The 22,360-nt window shown below is 68.2% G+C and carries 21 protein-coding genes; 7 read left to right on the plus strand and 14 right to left on the minus strand.

Annotation, left to right across the window (positions count from 1 at the left end; translation table 11 throughout):
* Both RQG77_RS10545 and RQG77_RS10550 read right to left on the minus strand, forming a co-directional pair.
* On the minus strand, window positions 1–1,605 hold the full coding sequence (locus RQG77_RS10545; protein ID WP_311244659.1) for an ABC transporter permease subunit: 1,605 nt from the start codon (window positions 1,603–1,605) through the stop codon (window positions 1–3).
* Window positions 1,606–1,671: 66 nt separating this feature from the next.
* Window positions 1,672–2,883 carry a maltose ABC transporter substrate-binding protein gene (locus RQG77_RS10550; protein ID WP_311244660.1) on the minus strand — a complete coding sequence of 404 codons (1,212 nt, stop codon included), beginning with the start codon at window positions 2,881–2,883 and terminating at the stop codon, window positions 1,672–1,674.
* Between the two features lie 186 nt (window positions 2,884–3,069).
* Between RQG77_RS10550 and RQG77_RS10555 the strand changes: the two genes are divergently transcribed.
* Entirely contained in the window at window positions 3,070–3,558 is a 489-nt protein-coding gene (locus RQG77_RS10555; RefSeq protein ID WP_311244661.1) for a YajQ family cyclic di-GMP-binding protein, read from the plus strand.
* Between the two features lie 435 nt (window positions 3,559–3,993).
* Complete coding sequence (locus RQG77_RS10560) at window positions 3,994–4,629, plus strand: GntR family transcriptional regulator (RefSeq protein ID WP_311244662.1); 636 nt, start codon at window positions 3,994–3,996, stop codon at window positions 4,627–4,629.
* A 31-nt stretch (window positions 4,630–4,660) separates the two neighbouring features.
* Here RQG77_RS10560 and RQG77_RS10565 read toward each other — a convergent pair whose 3' ends face one another.
* The 6 genes from RQG77_RS10565 to RQG77_RS10590 all read right to left on the minus strand — a co-directional run bounded on the left by RQG77_RS10565 (window position 4,661) and on the right by RQG77_RS10590 (window position 10,639).
* Window positions 4,661–5,668 (minus strand): alpha/beta hydrolase, encoded by a 1,008-nt coding sequence (locus tag RQG77_RS10565; RefSeq protein ID WP_311244663.1) that lies wholly within the window; start codon window positions 5,666–5,668, stop codon window positions 4,661–4,663.
* Between the two features lie 28 nt (window positions 5,669–5,696).
* Window positions 5,697–6,737, minus strand: a complete 1,041-nt coding sequence (locus RQG77_RS10570) for a hypothetical protein (protein WP_311244664.1) — start codon at window positions 6,735–6,737, stop codon at window positions 5,697–5,699.
* A gap of 62 nt (window positions 6,738–6,799) precedes the next feature.
* Window positions 6,800–8,194, minus strand: coding sequence for an FAD-dependent oxidoreductase (locus RQG77_RS10575; RefSeq protein WP_311244665.1), 1,395 nt, complete (start codon window positions 8,192–8,194; stop codon window positions 6,800–6,802).
* A gap of 58 nt (window positions 8,195–8,252) precedes the next feature.
* Window positions 8,253–9,314 carry a polyprenyl synthetase family protein gene (locus tag RQG77_RS10580; protein ID WP_311244666.1) on the minus strand — a complete coding sequence of 354 codons (1,062 nt, stop codon included), beginning with the start codon at window positions 9,312–9,314 and terminating at the stop codon, window positions 8,253–8,255.
* Between the two features lie 45 nt (window positions 9,315–9,359).
* A complete protein-coding gene (locus RQG77_RS10585; protein ID WP_235560798.1) occupies window positions 9,360–10,019 on the minus strand; it encodes a ubiquinone/menaquinone biosynthesis methyltransferase in 660 nt (219 codons plus the stop codon).
* Between the two features lie 56 nt (window positions 10,020–10,075).
* On the minus strand, window positions 10,076–10,639 hold the full coding sequence (locus RQG77_RS10590) for a hypothetical protein (RefSeq protein ID WP_311244667.1): 564 nt from the start codon (window positions 10,637–10,639) through the stop codon (window positions 10,076–10,078).
* A 59-nt stretch (window positions 10,640–10,698) separates the two neighbouring features.
* Between RQG77_RS10590 and RQG77_RS10595 the strand changes: the two genes are divergently transcribed.
* Entirely contained in the window at window positions 10,699–11,955 is a 1,257-nt protein-coding gene (locus tag RQG77_RS10595; protein WP_311244668.1) for an isochorismate synthase, read from the plus strand.
* Between the two features lie 15 nt (window positions 11,956–11,970).
* Here RQG77_RS10595 and RQG77_RS10600 read toward each other — a convergent pair whose 3' ends face one another.
* From RQG77_RS10600 to RQG77_RS10610, 3 genes are read right to left on the minus strand one after another with little or no spacing between them, the layout of a single operon-like run.
* Window positions 11,971–12,813: a polyphosphate kinase 2 family protein gene (locus RQG77_RS10600; RefSeq protein WP_311244669.1), complete on the minus strand. Its 843-nt coding sequence runs from the start codon at window positions 12,811–12,813 to the stop codon at window positions 11,971–11,973.
* Window positions 12,814–12,857: 44 nt separating this feature from the next.
* Window positions 12,858–14,504: a 2-succinyl-5-enolpyruvyl-6-hydroxy-3-cyclohexene-1-carboxylic-acid synthase gene (menD, locus tag RQG77_RS10605; RefSeq protein ID WP_311244733.1), complete on the minus strand. Its 1,647-nt coding sequence runs from the start codon at window positions 14,502–14,504 to the stop codon at window positions 12,858–12,860.
* 14 nt (window positions 14,505–14,518) lie between these two features.
* Window positions 14,519–14,917, minus strand: a complete 399-nt coding sequence (locus RQG77_RS10610; protein WP_311244670.1) for a PLDc N-terminal domain-containing protein — start codon at window positions 14,915–14,917, stop codon at window positions 14,519–14,521.
* Between the two features lie 100 nt (window positions 14,918–15,017).
* Here RQG77_RS10610 and RQG77_RS10615 point away from each other — a divergent pair, with 100 nt between their 5' ends.
* Window positions 15,018–15,434: a hypothetical protein gene (locus RQG77_RS10615; RefSeq protein WP_311244671.1), complete on the plus strand. Its 417-nt coding sequence runs from the start codon at window positions 15,018–15,020 to the stop codon at window positions 15,432–15,434.
* 81 nt (window positions 15,435–15,515) lie between these two features.
* Window positions 15,516–16,184, plus strand: coding sequence for a thioredoxin domain-containing protein (locus RQG77_RS10620; protein ID WP_311244672.1), 669 nt, complete (start codon window positions 15,516–15,518; stop codon window positions 16,182–16,184).
* Between the two features lie 21 nt (window positions 16,185–16,205).
* Here RQG77_RS10620 and RQG77_RS10625 read toward each other — a convergent pair whose 3' ends face one another.
* Window positions 16,206–17,273 (minus strand): PQQ-dependent sugar dehydrogenase, encoded by a 1,068-nt coding sequence (locus RQG77_RS10625; RefSeq protein WP_311244673.1) that lies wholly within the window; start codon window positions 17,271–17,273, stop codon window positions 16,206–16,208.
* A 189-nt stretch (window positions 17,274–17,462) separates the two neighbouring features.
* On the opposite strand from RQG77_RS10625, the gene RQG77_RS10630 reads away from it, so the two are divergent.
* Together RQG77_RS10630 and RQG77_RS10635 are read left to right on the plus strand one after the other, a co-directional pair.
* Window positions 17,463–19,535 (plus strand): DUF2156 domain-containing protein, encoded by a 2,073-nt coding sequence (locus RQG77_RS10630; RefSeq protein ID WP_311244674.1) that lies wholly within the window; start codon window positions 17,463–17,465, stop codon window positions 19,533–19,535.
* Between the two features lie 95 nt (window positions 19,536–19,630).
* A complete protein-coding gene (locus tag RQG77_RS10635; protein ID WP_311244675.1) occupies window positions 19,631–20,578 on the plus strand; it encodes a DUF1214 domain-containing protein in 948 nt (315 codons plus the stop codon).
* Window positions 20,579–20,604: 26 nt separating this feature from the next.
* On the opposite strand, the gene arfB is transcribed toward RQG77_RS10635, so the two are convergent.
* Both arfB and RQG77_RS10645 read right to left on the minus strand, forming a co-directional pair.
* Window positions 20,605–21,045, minus strand: coding sequence for an alternative ribosome rescue aminoacyl-tRNA hydrolase ArfB (gene arfB / locus RQG77_RS10640; RefSeq protein ID WP_311244676.1), 441 nt, complete (start codon window positions 21,043–21,045; stop codon window positions 20,605–20,607).
* 24 nt (window positions 21,046–21,069) lie between these two features.
* Complete coding sequence (locus tag RQG77_RS10645; RefSeq protein ID WP_311244677.1) at window positions 21,070–22,305, minus strand: MFS transporter; 1,236 nt, start codon at window positions 22,303–22,305, stop codon at window positions 21,070–21,072.
* Between the last annotated feature and the right edge of the window lie 55 nt (window positions 22,306–22,360).

The following is a 22,360-nucleotide window of genomic DNA, read 5'->3' on the forward strand; positions in this document are numbered from 1 at the left end:
TCAGTTCAGCTCCTCGAGGGCCTTGGTCTTGCGGAAGCTGATGATCGAGATCGTCGCGACCACGATGAAGATCAGGATCGTGAACGCGGATGCGAGGCCGTAGTCGCGGGACTGACCCGTGAAGGCCACCTTGTAGACCATCGAGATCAGGATGTCGGTGTGACCGACCGGGATGCTCACGTCATCGAAACGCGGTCCGCCCTTGGTGAGCATGTAGATCAGGTTGAAGTTGTTGAAGTTGAACGCGAACGAAGAGATCAGCAGCGGAGCCACGGTCACGAGCAGCAGCGGCAGCTTGATTCGACGGAAGACCTGCCACGGGTTCGCGCCGTCCATCACCGCCGCCTCGTTGACGTCCTCGGGGATGCCCTGCAGCGCGCCCATGCAGACGAGGAACATGTAGGGGAAGCCGAGCCAGAGGTTGACCAGCAGCACCGACACCTTCGCGAGGGTCGGATCGGTGAGCCACGGGATGTCCGCTCCCCCGAAGATCACCTGGTTGATGAATCCGAAGCTCTCGTTCATCATCCCGGCCCAGACGAGGGCGGAGAGGAAGGCGGGGAACGCGTACGGGAGGATCAGGATGATCCGATAGCCGTTGCGGAACCGCATCCGCGTGTTGTTGAAGACGAGGGCGAGCAGCAATCCCAGGAAGAACGTCGTCGCGACCGACAGCAGGGCGAACACGAAGGTCCAGATCGTCACCGAGATGAGCGGACCGCGGATGGAGTCGTCGGTGACCGCGCGGACGAAGTTGTCGAAGCCGACCGTCGTCTGCCAGCCCGGCAGCAGTGCCTCGCCGTCGTCGGCGGTGAACGCCCCCTCGCCGGTGTCCGTGTAGACCGTGCCTGTCGTCGTGTCGGTGATGGTGTCGGCATCCGCGTCGTACTCGAGGGTCGAGACGTAGAGATAGCCCTTCTGCCCGTCGGGTGCGCGCAGGCTGCCGTCGTTCGGGTCGTCGCTGAACGGCACGGAGAGTTCTTCGAGCTGTTCGGACAGGGTGAAGACCTTCGCGAGCGGGAGCGTCGTCCACCCGTCGACGGCGACCGCCTGGCCGCCCTCGAAGTCGGCATCGACCTCCTGCAGCGGCTGCTCGGCAGTGCCGAGCAGGGCGTCACCGGAATCGGGGTCGGTCACGAGGAGGCCGTAGGTGCCGAACTGCTCGACGACCGTCACGGGGTAGGTGGCGGAGTCCTCGACCCGCTCCTGGGCGGAGGCGAGGAGCGAGGAGATCGCCTGATCCTTCGTGCCGTTGTGCCCGGTGCCGTAGTTCGTGAACCCGATGTATCCCGTGTACAGCAGCGTGAACACCTGGAAGATGATCAGGAAGATGATCCCGGGCGTCAGATACTTCGCCGGTACCCGCCTGCGCGAGAAGTAGATGTAGTTGACCAGCACGGTGACGGCGACGACGAGGCCGAGCACCAGCCACTCCTGCTGGCCGAAGAGCACGAATGCCGCGTAGAGCGCGATCGCATCGACGACCGCCAGCAGCAGGATCTTGAGCAGCATCCAGCCGATGTGTCCGGATGCGGCCTCGGCGATCTTCGCCGCCTGGCGCTGGCGCTTGGTGAGTGGAGCCGTGGGCTCAGCGAGTTCTGTCATCTCGTCCCCGTCGTCGAGCTGCCGGGGGGGACGACGTCCGCCCCGGCAGGGATGGTGCTGGGTGTGTTACTTGATCGCCGTGGTTACGTCGTCGACGAGCTTCTGCCACGTCGACGCCGGGTCGGAGCCGTTGATGATCGCCGCCTCCGCGACGCCCCAGAACTCCCACACCGCGCCCATCGCCGGGATGGCGGGCATCGGCACAGCGTCGGCGCCGACGGCCTGGAATCCGGCGATGATCGGGTCGGATGCCGCTGTGTCGGCCGCTGCCGTCAGCGCGGGGAGGATGTTGCCGGCCTCGAACAGCTCGAGCTGGACCTCTTCGGTGCCGATGTAGTTGACGAGGAAGTCGTTCGCGGCGACCTTGTTCTTCGACTCGGAGCTGACGAAGAAGCCCTTCACGCCCGCGAACGGCGATGCCGTCTCACCCGTGGGGCTGGGAACCGGATCGATCGCGACGTTGATGCCCGCTTCGGTGGCTGCGCCGACGTTCCACGGACCGGTCAGCCAGAAGGCCGCGGTGCCGTCGAGGAACTGCTGCTTGGCGATCTCGCCGTCGATGTCGGTGTTCAGCGTGCCTGCGGCGCCTTGCGCTGCGAGCCAGTCGGCGAACGCCGTGCCACCCGCACTGCCGAGCTGCAGGTCTGCGGAGTCGTAGCTCCCCGACTCGTCGGTGCCGAAGACCGGAGCACCGAAGGCCGTCTGGAACGGGTACAGGTGGTACGGGTTGCCCTCGGCGCCCTGCTCGACGACGAACGTGCCCTTCGAGACCATGTCGTCGAAGCTCGTCGGAGCTGCGGGGACCATGTCGGCGTTGCGCAGCACGGCGATGTTCTCGACCGCGTACGGGAGCATGTAGACCGTGCCGTCGTACGTCGCCGCCTGAAGGGCGACGGGGAGGTAGTCGGCCGACGAGTCACCGAGCTCGAGGGGCGCCACGACGCCGTTGGTCGACAGCTCGCCCAGCCAGTCATGCGCACCCATGACCACATCGGGGCCCTTGCCTGTCGGAACCTGCTGGATGAAGTCGTCCTTCATGTCGTCGACCGACTTGCCGACCAGCTCGACCTTGACGCCGGTCTTCTCCTCGTAGGAGTCGGCTGCACTCTGCAGCGCATCGACGCGCTCGGCGTCGACCCAGACCGTCAGCGTGCCGCTGCTCTCACCGTCGGACGACGAGTCTCCGCCGTCGGTGCCGGTCGAGCAACCGGCAAGGGTAAGAGTCGAAACGAGCGCGATGGCTCCGGCGGCAACGATGCCCCTCTTGTTCACCTTCATTGGTGTGTGCCTCTCTGAGTGCTGTGACCTGCAGGACTGCAAGCGCTTACAGTATGCAACGAGATAGGAGAGATTCGCAACGAAGCCCCACGTCGATACCAAGCTGTGACCGGGGTCGCACGGATGAATCGTTGTGGAAACGCTTCCAAAGACGCGGGAAATCAACGCTATCGATAGACTTTGCCCATGGCTGACAGTTCCTTTGACATCGTCTCGAAAGTGGATCACCAGGAGGCCGAGAACGCCCTCAATCAGGCGCGCAAGGAGATCGAGCAGCGCTACGACTTCAAGGGCACCGGCGCATCGATCGCCTGGAGCGGCGAGCAGATCCTGATCATCGCCGGCACCGAGGAGCGGGCGAAGGCCGTCCTCGACGTCTTCCAGACCAAGCTGATCAAGCGCGGCATCTCGCTCAAGAGCCTCGAGTCCGGCGAGCCGTTCGCGAGCGGCAAGGAGTTCCGCATCACCTCCACGCTCAAAGACGGCATCTCGTCGGAGAACGCGAAGAAGATCAACAAGTTGATCCGCGATGAGGGCCCCAAGGGCGTGAAGAGCCAGATCCAGGGTGACGAACTGCGCGTGCAGTCCAAGAGCCGCGACGATCTGCAGTCGGTGATCGCCGTGCTCAAGGGCGCTGATCTCGACCTCGACCTGCAGTTCATCAATTACCGCTGACGCCGCATAGCGAAGGGGACGGATGCTCGGCATCCGTCCCCTTCGCTATGCCCGCCAAATCGCATTCCGATATATGGGCGCCGGTGCCCGAGACTGGACTGAGTCGCGTCCCGATGCGACAGACGATGCGGCGATGCATGACGCGCTGCCGAACCTCGGTTCCGCGCTTCGCGGATCGCGGTTCCCGCCTTGTGGGGACTGGGCGCAGTCAGCTCCGTGCGCGCCATCGTCTGTGGCCGGCGAGTGTTCTGAACACTCGCCGGCCACAGAATTTCTTCTGTACCAAATCCCGAGATCACGCACTGCCGGCGAGTGCCCATGCGCCTGCCGAAAAATGCGCCTGTGGATTGTTGGCATCGCGATCTACTTCGTGATGTAGTGGCCGTCCGGGCACATCATGGGGGCCCGGATCTGGAAAGCAACTGGGGGCGGTCCATGAACAGCAACAACTCGATGACGAGTATCCGAGAGAGCAAGCAGCTTCTGGCAGAGGAGGTGTTCCAGCACATCGGCGCGCAGATCGTGGACGGCGTGTTGGCACCAGGGCATCGCATCCGCGATGTCGATGTGGCCGAAGAACTGCATGTGTCGCGGACTCCGGTGCGAGAGGCGTTACAGCGTCTCGAGCGCCTCGGTCTCGTGACGATGTACCCGAGCCGATACACCGAGGTCACCGCGGTCACACCGGAGACCGTGGAGCAGACGCTCGAGTTCGCCGGATACCAGGCGGGAATGGCGGCGCGTATGGGCGTCGCCAGAATGACGCAACACGAACGAGAGAGACTCGCGGCTCTCGTCGAGGAGATGTACATCGGTCTCGATGACGATGCGCACATCTCCAACTCGCGATGGGCGGTGTTCTCGTTTCTCAGCGAGCGCAGCCGCAATGTCCAGCACCAGGTGCTGATCAACGACGCGAGCCTGGCACTGTTCCGCAATCTGCGGGGCTGGAATGTCCCCGAGAGCGACCGGGAGCGCATGCTCCAGGTCTACCGGGACTTCCGGGTCGCAGTGCTGAACGCCGATGCGGACGAGGCCGAGCGTCTCGCCCGGCAGATGCACTACGTCTGACCAGAAGACGAGACGCCGCGCCTGATCGCGATCAGCGCGCTGCCGACCACCCTCTGACCCACGCGTCGAGACGACGATACGCTTCCTCTCTCGCCTCATGGCGAGAGAGGAAGACGTCGTGCAGCGCGCCGTCGATGCGTTCGACGGTGACCGATGGCCCGAGCTTGAGCGCTGCGCGGGCGATGTTGTCGACCACCAGCACCGAGTCTGCTCGGGTGAGGTCCTCGGACCACCGCGTGGGCGCCGCGAAGCGCGCCGAGAGCAGCACGCACACAGGGGCGTCGATCGACAGACCGGCTGCGACAGCGGCGTGCCCCGAGAGCACGGCGTGGAACCACCCGGCGTGCACGGCCATCGTCTGCACAGGTCGCCACAGGACGTTGACATCGACGGGGTCGTCCGGATCCGCGACCTCCTGCTGCGCGCGCGTGTAGAAGCCGAGATCGACCTGCGGGGCGACCTCCCGAGGAGCCCAGCGCGCCTGCAGCTCCGCCACCGGCGCGATCAAGGGCCGCGCCGACGCGACCTGGAACTCCAACCACGGGCTGTTCAGGATCACGGCGGCGGCGGCGTCAGGGTGTCGCGACGCCCACAGGCTCAGCGTGAGCCCACCGGTGGAATGCCCCAGCAGCACGAGACGACGGGCGGATGCCGTGCCCTCGGCACCCCTCCCCATCGCCTCGAGTGCTGCGGCGATGTCCTCGTCGTAGGTCGCGAGGTCGGTGATGTAGCCGGGTGTCTGGCCGTCGCGCAGACTGCGACCGTACTTGCGCAGGTCGAGCGCGAAGAAGCGTGCACCCCGCGCCGTCCAGAACCGTGCGAGCCGCTTCTGGAAGAAGTAGTCCGACCACCCGTGCACGTACAGCACGTCGACGCCCTCGAGCAGCCGACGGCTGCCTCGCAGGCGGTCCCACCACCCCTGCTCGCTCGGCAGCGCCCGCACGAGCGTCGCCACGACGGGCCCCTCGTCGTCTGCGGTGAGTTCGAGCGTCAACTGCTCGAACTCGTCGCCGAGTACGTCTGCTGTCCACTCAGGCATGCGGCCAGGCTAGCCGACCCCTGCCCGGCTACTGCGGAGCGGTGTGTCCGACCGTGAGGTTGCGCACGGCAGCCGCGGCAAGAGGTGCCGGGTCCGCCGCACCCGCACCGTTGTCATAGGTCGTGAATCGGAGCCAGTCGATGCCCACCCGCACGTCCAGGACGTTCTCCCCGTGTTCTCCGGAACTCGCCTTGGCCGCATCCGCACCCTCGACATCCACCGGCGTGCCCTCCAGCGTCTCGAACGCCCATACCCCTGCCGGGAGCGTGGTGAGCATCAGATAGCTCGGTCCTTCGTACTCGCTCTCAGAGGACCGGAAGTAGCAGATCCGCGATCCGTTGACGTACTCGTACACCTCTGCGGGAATACCCCATCCGCCGAAATCGGTATAGAGCCCCGCGTCGGACACGCCGAACAGGGTGTTCACGTCCTGCTCGGTGATGAACTTCTCGCACGGGGCGCCGACGATCTCGCTGTCGATGTACTCCACCTCCCGGAGAGTGGATGCAGCTGAGGCCGCGAGACGACGCATCGCCTCCTCCATCCGCTCGGTGTCCGCGCCCCCGAGACCGGGTCCGGTCACCGTGGCGGTCAGCAGCACCTCGCCGTCGGGGAACTCGAAGTAGCACCCACTGTCTTCGCAGCGCGCCTGCTCGCCCCAGTACCCCTGCCGCTCGGTCGCACCGGCGATCACGGCGGTTGCCCCCGGCACCAGCACGACCTCCCAGTGGCGATCGAACGTCGCCCCCGCAGAGCAGGCGATCCCGCCGGCTCGCTGGAACATGTGCTGCCCGGGGCCGGGGATCCAGCCCATCGTCGACACGACCGAGAGCACGGGTTCCACGGGCGTCTCAGGCTCCCCCACGAGCGCGCTCATCTCGGCGGCGACGTCGTCGCACGTCACGTCGAACGCCGTCTCCGGGTCGACGATCGGCTCAGGCGTGGGCGTCGGAGTCACGGATGCCGACGGAGATGCCGTCGGCTTCGGTGTCGGAACCGGCTCAGGAGCGCATCCGGAGACCAGCAGCAGAGCGGCCGTACCGAGCACGAGGAGAGAGCGCGTGCGCATGCGCCCAGCTTAGGGACAGTGACGCTCCGACACGCGAGGCGCCGACAACGATCGGATGACGATCATTCGCCGCGGGAGACGCGCACCATCTCGTCGCGGGGAACGACCTTGACCCGGGCACGCTCGTGCGGAGCGCCGAGGGCGACCTCGTGCTCGTCGAGACGGTGCCAGCCCTCGAGGTCGGTCCAGCGGACGCCGCGCTCCTGCAGCAGCGCGGGGATCGCCTCTTCCGAGGGGTCCTCCGGGTGCCACCACGAGCCCTGGTCGTTGATGATGTGCCGCACGGTCTCCATGGCGTCGGACTTCGTGTGACCGATCAGGCCCACCGGTCCGCGCTTGATCCAACCGGTCGCGTAGATGCCGGTCATCTGCTGGTTCGAGTCCTTGGCGAGCACCTGGCCCTCGCGGTTCGGGATGACGCCGTGCTTCTTGTCGAAAGGCACACCCGGAAGCGGGGACCCGAAGTACCCGATCGCGCGGTACAGCGACTGCAGCGGCACCTCGCGCATCTCGCCGGTGCCCACGGCACCGCCCTGCCCGTCGGGCTTCGTGCGCTCGTAGACGAGTGCGGCGACACGGCCGGCCTCGTCCTTGCGCACCTCGACCGGGCGAGCCCAGAAGTGCAGGTGCAGACGACGCGATGCGGTGCCGCCCTCGTTGTCGGAATCGCCTCTGGCGTCATTGACTGACGGGCGCTTGCGCCACGACTGCAGGATGCGGTCGATGACCATGACCTGCTTGTTGCTGGCCACGGCATCCTTCGACGCCTCGTCGTAGTCGAAGTCCTCGTCGTAGACGACCATGTCGACGTCGCGCAGCTCGCCGAGCTCACGCAGTTCGAGAGGGGTGAACTTCACCTGTGCGGGGCCGCGGCGGCCGAACACGTGGACGTCGGTGACCTCGCTCGCCTTCAGTCCCTCGTAGACGTTGTCGGGAACCTCGGTGACCAGCAGATCCTCGGCGTGCTTCGCCAGCATCCGTGCGACGTCGAGTGCCACGTTGCCGTTGCCCAGCACGCCGACGGATGCGGCATCCAGCGGCCAGTCGCGCGGCACGTCGGGGTGGCCGTCGAACCAGCTCACATAATCGGCGGCGCCGTATGAGGCCACGGCGTCGATGCCCGGGATCTCGAGCGTGGTGTCGCGGATCGCACCGGTCGCGAAGATCACGGCGTTGTAGTGCTTCTTCAGGTCGTCGAGGGTGATGTCCTCGCCGAAGCGCACGTTGCCGAAGAGACGGATGTCACCGCGGTCGAGCACATCGCGCAGGGCGTTGACGATGCCCTTGATGCGCGGATGGTCGGGGGCGACGCCGTAGCGCACGAGCCCATACGGCGCGGGGAGCTGCTCGAAGAGGTCGATCGAGACGTCGAACTTGCGCTCGGCCTTCAGCAGGATGTCGGCGGCATAGATGCCGGCGGGGCCCGCTCCGACGATGGCCAGTCTGAGCTTGGTCATAAGGGGTCCTTTCGTATGCCGTCACGCCCGGCGCACGCGGCCGAGGGCCGCGACACGCTCAGCTGGAGCGTTCGACGAGGGTCTCAGCGAAACGGGTGAGCGCCTCGCGTACGGTGCCTCGCGGGAGCGGGGCGAGCGCGTCGATCGCATCCTGGGTCCAGGAATGCGCGAGCGCGAGGGTCTTCGAGGTGCCGACGTGATCGCGCAGCTCGGTGAGCGGTCCGTCGAGGATCGCAGGATCCTCGCCCTCGGCGATGCGGGTGACACCGTCGTCGATGCGGGCGGCGAGGTCGATCGACGTCTCATCGGACTCGGCCTTCAGCAGCAGATAAGGCATGGTCGGCACCCCGGCACGCAGATCGGTGCCCGGCACCTTTCCGGTGTCCTCGGGCTTCGCCGACAGGTCGATCACGTCGTCGAGCAGCTGGAAGGCGACGCCGATCTTCTCGCCGTACACGCGCAGCGGCTCTTCGTACTCCGACGGGGCGTTCGAGAAGATCACACCGCCCTGGGTCGCCGCGGCGATCAGGGATCCGGTCTTGTCGGCGAGCACCTGGATGTAGAACTCGATGGGGTCGTCGTCGGGCTGGGCGCCGATCGTCTCGTGCATCTGACCGAGCACGAGTCGCTCGAACGTGTCGGCCTGCAGGCGGATGGCCCGCTCCCCCAGACGCGACATCAGCTGGCTCGCCCGCGAGAACAGGATGTCGCCGGTGAGGATGGCGATGTTGTTGCCCCAGACGGTCTGCGCGGCGGGAACACCGCGGCGGCGGTCCGCGCCGTCCATGACGTCGTCGTGGTACAGCGAGCCGAGGTGGGTGATCTCGAGCGCCTTGGCGACGTCGATCACCTTCTCGGTGTTTCCGTCGCCGAGCTGGGCGGCGAGCAGCGTGAGCACGGGGCGGATGCGCTTGCCCCCGGCCTCGTAGAGATACCGGCTCGCAGCGTCTGCCAGAGGATCGGCGACACGCACGTCGTCGGCGAGGCCGGTCTCGACGAGCTCGAGGCCGTCTTCGATCGCCTGAGCGATGCGTCGCCCCGCGGTGCCGATGAAGACACGGTCGCTGAAACCGAGACGGCTCGCCAGTCGCGAACCCGGGGCTACGCGGCTCGAAGTCACGTGCTCAGCCTACCTTCGTCAGACGTACGGGTTCGCGCGCGGCGTTCACGCGGGCTTGAACGCCCGGTGGAGCGCGACGATGCCGAACGACAGGTTGCGGTACTCGACCTCGGCCCAGCCGGCCTCGCGGATCCATGCCGCGAGCTTCTTCTGATCGGGCCAGTCACGGATCGACTCGTTCAGGTAGTCGTAGGCGTCGCCGTTGGTGCCGGCGACTCGGGCCACCCTGGGCAGCACCTGCGAGTTGTAGAAGCGGTAGGCGGCGCGGAACACGGACCCGGGAGGGGTGGAGAACTCGTTGATCACGAGGCGACCGCCGGGCTTGGTCACGCGCAGCAGCTCGCGCAGCGCCTTCTTCGGGTCGTTCACGTTGCGCAGCGCATACGACATCGTGACGGCGTCGAACTCCCCGTCGGCAAACGGCAGGTCAGTCGCATCCGCCTGCACGAACGAGAGATTGCGGATGCTGCCGTGACGGCGCTGCCCCTCGGCGAGCATGCCGGGCGAGAAGTCGGCGGCGACGACCTGGGCTCCGCTGCGGGCGAGGGATGCCGACGACGACGCGGTGCCCGCGCCGAGGTCAAGGATCTTCTCGCCGGGCTTCGGGGCGACGGCGCGGGTCGTGGCCGCGCGCCACAGCGCGTCGTTGCCGACCGTCATCGCCGTGTTCGTGCGGTCGTAGCCCGCGGCGACCTGGTCGAACATGCCGCTGACGCGGGCGGGGTCCTTGCCGAGATCGGCGCGGTTTGCATCGTTCGAGGTCACGACTCCAGTCTAGGTGCGAGGTGCAGGGCTTCGAGGCGGTCGAGCCAGAGATCTGCCGTCGCATCGTCGAACGGTGCGGTCCGGTGGCGCACGCGCTGCTCGAGGTCGAGCGCCAGCGCTTCGAGCCTCGTCATGACGTCTGCCGGATACCCGTACTGCGCGCTGTGCTCCTCCCATTCGTCGCGGTCGTCGACCCAGATCCCGCGGTCGCCGTCGACCCGGACGACGTCGAGATCCATGTCGATGCCCACAGCCAGCAGCGGGTCGTCCGACCAGCGCACGTCCCATCCGATGTCGATGTAGATGCGCATGGCCTTGGGATGGTCGCGGTTGACCGTCAGCGCGTAGTCGGTCTGCCTCGGGACGAGGGTGACGTTCGGACCGGAGGTCACGAAGGATGCCCCGGGGCGCGCGCTGTGCCAGCCGGCGGGCTGCCCGAGCCAGTCGCCCCACTCGTCGGCGCCGAGGTACACGCACTCGTGCCGCCAGTGCGGGGATCCGTCCCACTTGCGCCACTGGAAGATCATCTCGGTGCCGGGGGCGGGTCGCACATCGCTCATGCGTTCAGCGTAGGCCGCGCCCCGGACCTTCCTCCTGAGCGAAGAACTAGGCTGGAGGGGTGAGCAGCAGGCTGGTCGTGGAGACCCGTGAGATCGATCCGGTCGAGGATCTCCTGGCATTCGCCGACCCGGCGCGGCCCCTCGCGTGGCTGCGCCGCGGAGACGGGATCGTCGCCGTGGGCGACGGGGTCGTCGAGACCATCCGCGTGCCGGCAGGCACGGCGCCGCTGCGCTCCGCGGCGATCGCCGACGCCTGGCGAGAGCTCGCGCAGGATGCCGAGGTCGACGACGCACTCGGACTCCCCGGCTCGGGCCTCGTCGCCTTCGGGGCGGTGACGTTCGATGAGGACTCCGCCGCCGACAGCGTGCTGATCGTCCCGTCGCTCGTGATCGGGCGTCACAGCGGACGCACGTGGCTCACGCGCATCCGCTCCGCTGCTTCCTCCGCCGCCGCGTCGGAGGACCCTGTGACCCGGGAGTACGGCCCGCACTGGGCGGGCACGGTGGGCCCCGGCGCCCAGAGTCCGCAGGGCTATCAGGATTCCGTGCGGCGGGCGCTCGGTCGCATCGCGGACGGCGAGCTCAGCAAGGTCGTGCTCGCGCGCGACCTCACCGGCAGCATTCCGGCGGGTTCCGATCTGCGTCGCCTCGTGCGGGCGCTGTCGACCGGCTACCCCGACACGTGGGCTTTCGCCGTCGACGGGCTGATCGGCGCGAGCCCCGAGACCCTCGTCACCGTGCAGCAGCGCACCGTCACGGCCCGTGTGCTGGCCGGAACCATCGGACGCGGCGCCGATGCGGACGCCGACACCGTGGCATCCGCTCATCTGGCATCCAGCACGAAGGACCTCGACGAGCACGAGTACGCCGTGCAGAGCGTGCTCGCCTCTCTTCGTCCGCACACGCGGGTCCTCGCCGCGAGCGAGCAGCCCTTCCTGTTGAAGCTGCCGAACCTCTTCCATCTGGCGACCGATGTCGAGGGCGAGCTGGCCGACGGCGGCTCGGCACTCGACCTGGTCGGCGCGCTGCATCCGACCGCCGCCGTCGCAGGCACCCCGACCACTGCGGCGATCGCGGCGATCCGCGAGCTCGAGCCGTTCGACCGAGGTCGCTACGCGGGTCCGGTCGGATGGGTGGATGCCTCGGGCAACGGCGAGTGGGCGATCGCTCTGCGCTGCGCGCAGTTCTCCCCCACCGCGTCCGAGATCGCCGTCACGGCGTATGCCGGCGCGGGGATCGTCGCGGGGTCGGACCCCGAGTCCGAGATGCTCGAGACCCGCGTCAAGTTCCGCCCCCTGGTCGACGCGCTCGCCTGATTCTCGGCGCCGCACTCAGCTCGCGGCGAGGCGCTTCTTCTCGGCCTCGACGTCGAAATCCGCCTCCGGCCACTGCGGGTCGATGCCCTGCAGCGCGTCGAGCAGCAGCTCCTGCACCGCGAGGCGGGCGAACCACTTGCGGTCGGCGGGGATCACATGCCACGGCGCCGCGGTCGTCGAGGTGCGCTCGAACACGGTCTGATACGCGGCCATGTAGTCGTCCCACAGCAGCCGCTCGTCGACGTCGCCCGGGTTGTACTTCCAGTACTTGTCCGGTCGCTCGAGTCGCTCCATCAGACGCGCCTTCTGCTCGTCGGGCGAGATGTGCAGCATCACCTTGATGATGCGGGTGCCGGATGCCGCGGCGTCGGCCTCGAACGTGTTGATCGCGTCGTAGCGACGCTCGATCTCATCGGCGGGAGCCAAGGAGCGCACGCGACCGATGAGCACGTCTTCATAGTGCGAGCGGTCGAAGACCCCGATGAATCCGGGTTCGGGCAGACGCGGCGCGACGCGCCAGAGGAAGTCATGGGCACGCTCTTCCTCGGTCGGCGCCTTGAACGCCGAGAGCGCCACCCCCTGCGGGTCGACACCGCCCACGACGTGACGGACGATGCCGCCCTTGCCGGCTGAGTCCATGGCCTGCAGGATCAGCAGCACCGAGTCCTTCGCGACGCCCACCCGGCTCTCGGCGAACAGTCGCTCCTGCAACTGGTTGAGTTCGTGCAGGCCGGCCGCGAGATCGCGCGCACCGTCGGCCTTGGCCCCGTGATAGCCGGGAGTGCTCTCGGGGTCGACGTCCGCGAGACGGAATCCGTCGCCGACCTGCAGGGTCTTGGCCCACTCGTGCGCTGTCATGCGTTCATCCTGCCATTGCGCACCCGCGCCACGAGGAGAACAGGTCAGCGGGTGAGCGGAACCTCGATCAGCTGGCGTCCGCCGGCGGGGGCGGTCAGCACCTGGTCGAGAGCCGTACGGGTGGTGACGCGCTGGTACTCCCAGCCGTAGGCGAGGGCGAGCTTCTCGAGTCGCACGGTGTGGGGCGTGTAGAACGCCCTGTCGAGGTCGGCGCGGTCGGCCGTCGAGGCCACCTCGAGCCCGTCGAAGATCGTGCCGCCGCCGTCATTGCCGACGATGACCTGGATGCGAGGTTCGTCCTCATCGGGCGGCAGCAACAGCGCGCCGACATCGTGGAGGAAAGCGAGATCGCCCAGCAGCACCCGGGTGACTCCGGGAGAGCCGCCGGCCTGGCTGGCCAGGGCGATGCCCGTCGCGGTGGCGATCGTGCCGTCGATCCCCGCGAGTCCGCGGTTGGCGTGCACCGGCACCTTCTTGCCGCCGAGCACCGCATCGGCGACCCGGACAAGCCGAGACGAGCCGAACACGAGTCGGTCATGCGGCCAGGTCGCCCGCCAGACGGCGTCGGCGAGCAGCGCGCGATCGAGAGGTCGACGCACGGCCGCGAGTTCGGCCTTCACGGCATCGCGACGTGCGGTGAAGTCGCTGGAGGCGAGTCCGTCCTGGTCGGGCGCACGCTCGCTGAGGTCGACGGCGTGAGCTGCGGATGCGTGGAGCCACGCGCCGAGCCACTCGCGATCTGCGGTTCCGGGCGCGACCGAGACCGATGCCGCGGGAGTCGTGCGCCCGTTGAGGTTCAACGCCTCGCCGCCGCGGCGGACCGCGATCACGTCGACATCGCCGCGTGACAGCAGCCGGGTCACCTCACGACTGAGCGTCGGATGCCCGAGCACGACCGCCCGCTCGATGCGCCCGCCGAGGTCCTCGGCGCTCAACAGCGCGCGGTAGCCGTGCACGATCTGTCGACCGAAGCGGGCGCCGCTCACGATCTCGGCGATCAGCGGCCACGATCCCGCGTGGGCGATCCCCTCGGCGTCCGCTCCCGCGTCCGCACCGGCGATCACGACGGTGCGTGGCCCGCGATCGAGCACGAGAGACTCGGCGACACGAGCTGTCGGTGCGTCGCCCGGCGTGATCTCGAGAGCGGGGATCTCGCCCGAGAGCGGTTCGCGCGAGGGCAGGTTCAGGTGCACGGGGCCGGCGACTCCGGGCAGGCCGTGTGCGGCATCCGCCCCCAGAGCCACCGCGACGGCACGCTCGGCGAGACCCGACCAGTCGCCGTCGCCGGGCACGGGGGCGTCGATCTGCTCGCGCACCCAGGCGCCGAACAGGCCGGGCTGGGTCGTCGCCTGGTTCGCACCGACACCACGGAGCTCGGGCGGCCGGTCGGCGGTCAGCAGCAGCAGCGGCGCCCCGGAGTGGAAGGCCTCCATCGCGGCGGGCAGCAGGTTCGCGGCGGCGGTGCCCGAGGTGCAGAGCACCGGAGTGGGAACCCCGGTCTCACGCGAGAGGCCGAGAGCGGTGAAGCCCGCGACGCGCTCGTCGATGCGCACGTGCACGCGTAGGTGCCCCTGGTTCGCGGCGTGCACCGCGGCGAGCGCGAGCGCCTGCGAACGGGAGCCGGGCGAGAGCACCAGATCGCGCACCCCGTGAGCGATGAGGTCGGCGATCAGGGATGCCGCAGCATCCATCGCCGGCGATGCCGTCACGGACGCGTGTCCGGCGCGGGGCCGTCGGGTGCGGCGCCGTCCGGTGCGGGGCCGTCGGGTGCGGCGCCGTCGTCGGTCTCGTCCTCGAGCCGCGCGAGCTCCTCTTCGAGACGGCGGATGCGTGCATCCTGCTCGGTCTTGCTGATGCTGCGGAGGAACTGGGGGTCGTCGTCAGGAGCGACGATGCGGATCTCTCCGCCGTTGTCGTTCGCACGGCGGCGGCCGATCGTGAACCAGAGGATCCCTCCGATGACCGGGACGAGGATGACGATGACGATCCAGATCGCCTTGCGCACTCCGCGGTGCCTCGTCGGCGGCTGGACGGCGCAGTCGACGATGCTGTACACCCAGAAGATGGCTGCCAGGAACCCGCCTACGATCAACAGTCTCGCCACCCCTCCAGTGTAGGCGGGTGAACGGGAGGTGGATCGGCCGCGGCGGCATGACGGGGGCTCGGATCGCGTTCCGACACCCGATTGTTAGACTGCGCGGATCATGCCCACCCCGTCGATGCACCTGCGACAGCACGGCGCCGAGCGGATGCTGATCGTCCGGATCGGTCTCACCCTCGGCCTCGCCCTGCTGCTGGTCATCGGCGCGTGGTCGACGTCTCATGGCAAGGCGGACGCGCATACGCCCCTGTGTCTCGCACCGGGGATCTCGGCGGCGTCGGCATCCGGCCATCACGACAGCGACGTCGCAGTCGTCGACGCGGTGTCGTCCGATACCGGCATGGCCGTCGCGGCCGCGCTGTGCTGCATCCTCCTCGTGCTGCTGTTCCTGCGCTTCGGTCGCGCCGCGCGCCTCCTCGTGAGGAGCCGCGGGCTCCTGACCGCCGCTCCGACTCGCGCCGGCCCTCGCCTGCACGTCCCCGCGCTCACTCTCACTCAGCTCTCCCTCTCCCGCACCTGAATCAGGCACGCCGTCGTTCGGCGACTCCGGCCGCACCGCGGCACCGTCACCCCTGCCTGATATCACCCGTTGGAGAACCCCATGAAGACCCCTGTAAAGGCGACCCTGATCGCCGTCGCCGCAGCAATCGTCCTCGCGATCGTCGGCATCGCCTACGCCATGTCGCAGCGCGCCGCCGAGCCGGCTCCCCCTGAGGGCGAGAAGCTGCAGACCGTGCGCACCGACTCGCACGTGCTCGACGAGGGAGGCACGGATGCTGTGACCGTCGTCGAGTTCCTCGACTTCGAGTGCGAGGCCTGCGGCGCGTTCTATCCGATCGTCGAAGACCTGCGGGAGCAGTACTCCGGTGACATCACCTACGTCGTGCGGTACTTCCCGCTGCCGGGTCACATCAATTCCACCCAGGCCGCACTCGCCGCCGAGGCCGCGGCGCAGCAGGACCGGTTCGAGGACGTGTACCACCGCCTGTTCGAGACGCAGTCGCAGTGGGGCGAGCAGCCGAAGGAGACGCCCGAGGTGTTCCGCGGATTCGCCGCAGACCTCGGACTCGACATGGCGGCCTACGACGCGGCCGTCGCCGACCCCGCCACCCTCGCGCGGGTGCAGGCCGACAAGAGCGACGGCGAAGCCCTCGGCGTGCGCAGCACCCCCAGCTTCTTCATCGACGGCGAACCCGTGGTGCTGGAAGCCTGGGGCGACCTCGAGGCCGCGATCGAGAAGGCCGTGAACGAGAAGGCCGTGAACGGGTGATCTGCTGAGTCCGACCCAGGATCAGTCTCGATCGAGGCGCAGGACGCGGTCGTCCCCAGGCGAGGGGCTGCCGCGTCCGTCGGTGTTGTTCGTGAGGACCCAGGGCGAGCCGTCGGGACCTGTGACCACGTCGCGCAGGCGGCCCAGCTCGCCCACGAACTGCTCGGTGCTGGTCGTCAGATCGTCGAGCGGCACGACGCGCAGGCGCTCGCCCCGCAGGTTGGCGATGAGGATGTCGGATCCGGTGACCGCGATGCCGCTCGGGCTCGCGTCGTCGGGCGACCACTGCTGCACGGGGTCGATGAAGTCGTCGTCATCGGCGATCCCCTCGACCTCGGGCCAGCCGTAGTTGCCGCCCGACTCGATCACGTTGAGCTCGTCCCAGGTGTCCTGACCGAACTCGCTCGCGTACATCGCGCCTTCCGCCTCCCACGCGATGCCCTGCGGATTCCGGTGCCCGTAGCTGTAGACGGGCGAATCGTCGAAGGGATTGTCGTCGGGGATGTCGCCGTCGGGGGCGAGTCGCAGGATCTTGCCCGACAGGGCATCGACGTCCTGGGCGCTGTCGCGGTCTCCCGCGTCGCCGGTCGTGACGTACAGCATCCCGTCCGGTCCGAACGCGATGCGTCCGCCGTTGTGGTTGCCCGCCGCCGGGATGCCGTCGATCACCGTCGTCGGCTCACCGAGCGAGAGATCCCCCGCCTCGCCGATGAGCTCGCGCCGCTCGACACGGTTCTCGTCCTGGGTGGTGAAGTAGGTGAACAGCTCGCCCTCGTGCACCGCGAGTCCGAGCAGACCGCCCTCTCCGGCGGGTGCGACACCGTCGATCACGGCGACTTGCCGGGTCTCGCCATCGTCGGCGATCTCGAGCACCCGCGCACTGTCACGCTCGCTCACCAGTGCGACGCCGTCGTGGAAGGCGATCGACCAGGGCGCGTCGAGCCCTTCGACGATGGAATCGGTCGCTGCCTCGGGCATCGGTGCCGGCTGCGACGCGCAGGCCGTGAGCAGGGCGACGGATGAGGTCGCGAGCGCGATCGAGGCGCGCAGTCGTGCGGTTGACGAGCGGGTAGACCGATGCGCGGGCATGAGTCCATTCAAAGTGATGTCCTGTCGCACCGCCACTGGCGCTCCGCCCCTGCCGCTTCCGGTCGCACTTTGTGCCGCTGGAATGGCGCGCTGACGACTCGAAGTGAGACCGGAGGATCGGAGAGCGGCACGAACTGCCACAGGAACGTTCGACCCCGGAGTGCGACCCACGCTCGCTACGCTGAGCGCATGACCGAGGCGCGAACCCCTACGCATCCCGTCCTCGCCGTGGTCCGGCGAATCCCCGCGACGCTCACGATGGTCGCGCTGATACTCGTCGTCGGCGTGGCGTGGCAGGGACTGTGGCGCCCGTTCGAAGACACGCCGCTGTTCTCGACCGTGGCCTACGGGCTGCCGAACTTCCTCGACGCCAAGTGGTGGACGCCCCTCACCGGGACGTTCTTCGTCAACGCACCCTGGGTCTACCTCTTCACGATCTCGGGATTCTGGGGCATGGCGTACCTCGAGTTCCGTCGTGGTTCCCGCGTCGCGCTCGCCTACTACTGGGTGGGTCAGCTCTTCGCGATGTTCGCGACCGCTCTGGTGCTCGCCTTCGCGTCGCAGCTGCCGTGGGCGTGGGCCGAGGCTCAGGCCCAGGCGCTCGACGTCGGCGCCTCCGGGGGCACCATGGCGTGCATCGCGGCCGCCGTCGGGCTGTTCCGCCCGCCGTGGCGCGTGCGAGGCTGGCTCATCCTGCTGGGGTTCGTCTTCATCGCGATGCTGTTCTGGGGTGCGCTCGCCGACCTCGAGCATCTGCTCGCGGTGCTGCTGATCCTGTTCGCCGACCGCACTCTGCGCGTGCAGAGGACGACGGTACGCGAGCAACGACTCATCGCCGTCATCGCACTGCTGGTGCTGGGGGCCGTCGAGATCATCACGACGCTGGTGGCGACCGATGGCCCTTTCGGCCCCACAGAGCCGGCATCCGGCGGATTCATCGATCTGGCGATCGACCTCGTCGTGATCCTGGTGCTCGTGAACGGACTGCGTCGTGGCCGTCGCTGGTCGTGGGTGCTCGTGATCCTGCTCGGGCTGTTCAACATCCTGATCGCAGCGCTCGTGCTGACGCTCATAACCGTCTTCTCGCAGGCCGACATCGACCTGCGCTGGGACGGCGAGACCGAACTCGCTCTCGCGAACGGCTTCCTCTGGCTCATCACCCTGGTGTACCTGGTGGCGGTACGGCGGGCTTTCCGGGCGAAGCGCAGGTCGCCCCTCGGCATCCAGCCGGCGCCCTCGGTCGACGACGTGAAGACCGAGCTGCGCGCGCACGGCGGCGGCACGCTGTCGTGGATGACGACCTGGGAGGGCAACAGCTACGCCCGCAGCACCGCGGGGATCGTCGCCTACCAGCGGAGGTCCGGTGTCGCTCTCGCCCTCGCGGATCCGATCGGGCCGGCGGAGGTGCGAGCAGCTGCCGTAGCGGACTTCATCCGCACCGCGGAGAACGCGGGCCTCGTGCCGTGCTTCTTCAGCGCCGACGACGCCACCCGGCAGGCCGTGCCGTCGACCTGGCGGAGCATCGTCGTCGCGGACGACACGATCGTCGACCTGCCTGGGCTGGAGTTCACCGGCAAGCGCTGGAACTCGGTGCGGACCTCGCTCAACAGGGCCGGCCGTGACGAGATGACGTTCAGGATGACGCACCTGAAGGCGGAGTCGTGGGGCGTGCAGCAGCAGCTGCGAGCGATCTCGGAGGCGTGGGTCGGCGACAAGGACCTCCCCGAGATGCGCTTCACGCTCGGAACGCTCGAGGAGGCGGAGGATCCGGAGGTGCGGCTCGCACTGGCGATCGCCCCGAACGGCGATGTCGACGGCTTCTTGTCGTGGCTTCCCGTCTACGGCGAGGGCGGCACCGTGCGCGGGTGGACGCTCGACCTCATGCGTCGGCGGGAGGGCGGCTTCGCTCCGGTCATGGAGTACCTGATCGGCTCATCCGCCCGGCAGTTCTCGGAGGAAGGCGCCGAGATCATGTCGCTCTCGGGAGCACCCCTCGCCCACGACTACCCGCCGGATGCCGGCATGATCGCCGCGCTGAGCGATCGTCTCGCCGAGGCGCTCGAGCCCGTCTACGGCTTCGGGTCGCTGCACCGCTTCAAGCAGAAGTTCCATCCGCGATACGAGACCATGTACCTGCTGTTCCGCGACGAGAGCGACCTCGCGCCGATCGGCACGGCGCTGACGCGGGCGTTCCTGCCGGATGCGACGCTGCGGCAGTTCGCGGGCGCGGGGCTCGAACTGGTCCGCGGCAGCAAGGACTGACCCCGGTCGTGCGAGGTCACCCATGCAGGGTGACCCCGGGTGCGCGGACCAGCCCGGACAGCCAGGATGAAGTCACCGTCGAGGAAGGACTCACGATGACCGACACCCCTGCGCCCGTCACTTTCGCGAACTTCGCCCGGGTCGAAAGCGCTCGCATGTTCGACGCGATCGCTTCCGCCGCCGGCGGGTCGAATCGTTGGAACCACTACCGAGTGCCCACCCCGATCGACCAGCAGACGGTGATCCGGATGAATCGCGACACTCTGTACAGCGCCGCGATCATCGACGTCTCGCACGGCGCGACCATAACGATCCCCGACGCCGGCGACCGGTACATCTCGGTGATGCTCGTCAACGAGGACCACTACATCAATCGTGTGCTCCATGACCCCGGCACCCACGAGCTGTCGGCGCAGGACCTCGGATCCGACTTCGTCCTCGCAGCGGTGCGGGTGCTGGTGGATTCCGAGGATGCCGACGACGTCGCGACGGTCAACGCGCTGCAGGACCGTTTCGCGTTGACGTCGGTCGCGGGCGGCGAGTTCCCCGCCCCCGTCTATGACGAGGCGAGCTTCGCAGAGACCAGAGCAGCACTGCTGACGTTGGCGAAGGGACTCGGGGGACTCGAGCGGTGCTTCGGTCGTGCCGACGCCGTGGAACCCATCCGCCATCTCCTCGCCACTGCGTCAGCCTGGGGCGGGCTGCCAGAGTACGAGGCGTTCTACATCAACGTCGACCCGCGCCTGCCTCTCGGCGAGTACACGCTGCATGTCGACGACGTACCCGTCGACGGCTTCTGGTCGGTGTCGCTGTACGACGGCGACGGGTACTTCGCGGCGAACGAGCAGGGGGCATACAGCGTCAACAGCGTGACCGGAGTGCGGGACGCCGACGGCTCGATCACGATCCGATTCGGCGGCGACCTCGACCTGCCGAATGCGCTGCCCCTCCCTGAGGGGTGGAACTACCTGGTGCGCCTCTACCGTCCGAGACCCGAGGTCATCGACGGCACGTGGTCGTTCCCGAGCCTCCGGATGCCCTGACGGAGTGAGGCGCCGATTCGGCCTCGTCAGCCGTCGCGCGGTGGCTTGCGCAGCTTCTTGACGTCGGTGCGCTGCTTCTTGGCGGTCAGCCGCCGCTCCTTCGACCCGCGGCTGGGCTTGGTCGCTCGACGCTGAGGCGCTGGCGGGCGCAGAGCGTCGGCGACCAGGGCCACGAGCCGTTCGCGTGCGGCGTCGCGGTTGCGCAGCTGGGCGCGGTGCTCGGAGGCGGCGATCGTCAGCACCCCGTTCACCAGCCGACCGCTCAAGCGATCGAGGATCCGATCGCGCTGGTGCGGCGTGAGCACGGCGCTGTTCGCGGCATCCCACACCAGCTCCGCCCGAGAGTCCGCCGTATTCACGCCCTGCCCACCGGGGCCCGACGAGCGCGAGAAACGCCACGACAGCTCGACCTCGGGGATCGTCAGAGTGGACGAGACCCGGAGCCCTGGACGGTGGGATGACGGCATGCATCCATCATCCCTCCCGCCCGGTCAGTTGTCGGCGCGTGCGAGCTCCGGCGGCACGACAGCATCCTCGTCGACATGCCCGCGCTTCGCCGTGTTCGCGATGTGCGCGCGGGAGACCACGATCACGGCGACGACCATCAGCGCGACCCCCAGCCAGTACGGGGCCGCGTGGCTGACCGTGACGTACAGCGCGCCCGCGATCAGCGGTGCGGCGGTGTTCATCGCGGCGTTGAGCGACTGGGTCGCTCCCCCGAGCCACCCCTGCTCGTCGTCTCCGACCGCATTCGACATCGCACCGTCCAGCGCGGCCGTCGATGCTCCCTGGCCTGCAGCGAGCATCAGCGCACCGACGATGAACACCCAGGGCTGCGCGAACACCGAAGCGACGACCGCGAGGCCGACGAGTCCGATCGTCTGCGCCACGATGCCGCTGATGATCACACCGCGCTCGCCGATGCGAGGCAGCAGGATGCCGAGCAGCACACCCTGGATGAGGATGTCGATGATGCCGACACCCGCGGTGAGCAGGCCGATCTGGGTCGGGCCCCAGCTGATCGAGTCGAGCGCCAGCACGCTGAAGTTGTTGACGAAGAAGCCGAACGGCAGCGCGAGCAGGCCGAATCCGATCATCAGCCCCCGCAGCTCCTTGCGCCCGAATGCTTCCTTGAAGACGCCGAACGGCTGGATCTCGCGCACCGAGATGCGCTCGATCCGGTTCTCGGGCTTCAGGCTCTCAGGCAGCAGGAAGATGCTGAGGATCGCGATCACGAGGGCGACGGCTGCGGTGAGGAAGACCGGCAGCTGCAGGCTGACGGCCGCGAGCAGTCCGCCGATCGCGGGTCCGATCATCATGCCGATTCCCGACAGGGCGCCGAGCAGCCCGAACCGCTGAGCGCGCTTCTCGGGCGGGGTGATGTCGGCGAGATAGGCGAAGAGGGCCGGAAGGTCGCCGGCGGTCAGTCCCTGGATGACACGCGCGAGCACGAGCACCCAGATCGCTCCCCCGATGCCGAACAGCGCCATGGCGAATGCCGCTCCGAAGGCGGCGGCGATGATCACCGGTCGTCGCCCGAAGCGGTCGGAGAGGCGACCGAGGAAGGGGGCGACCAGGAAGGCGCACAGGCCGTTGATCGCTTCGAGCACTCCGACCCAGATCGCGAGATCGCCCTCGTGCGACACGTATTGCAGCACGACGAAGGGCAGGACGGGGAGGACGACGGTCATGCCGATGACGGTGAGCATCGTCAGCACGATGAGCATGATCCAGGCGCGCTTTTCGCTGCGCGCAGGCGGGTTCTTTAGTGAAGTTACTCCG

Source organism: Microbacterium sp. WCS2018Hpa-23 (assembly GCF_031843845.1).
In the GTDB taxonomy this organism is placed as follows: domain Bacteria; phylum Actinomycetota; class Actinomycetes; order Actinomycetales; family Microbacteriaceae; genus Microbacterium.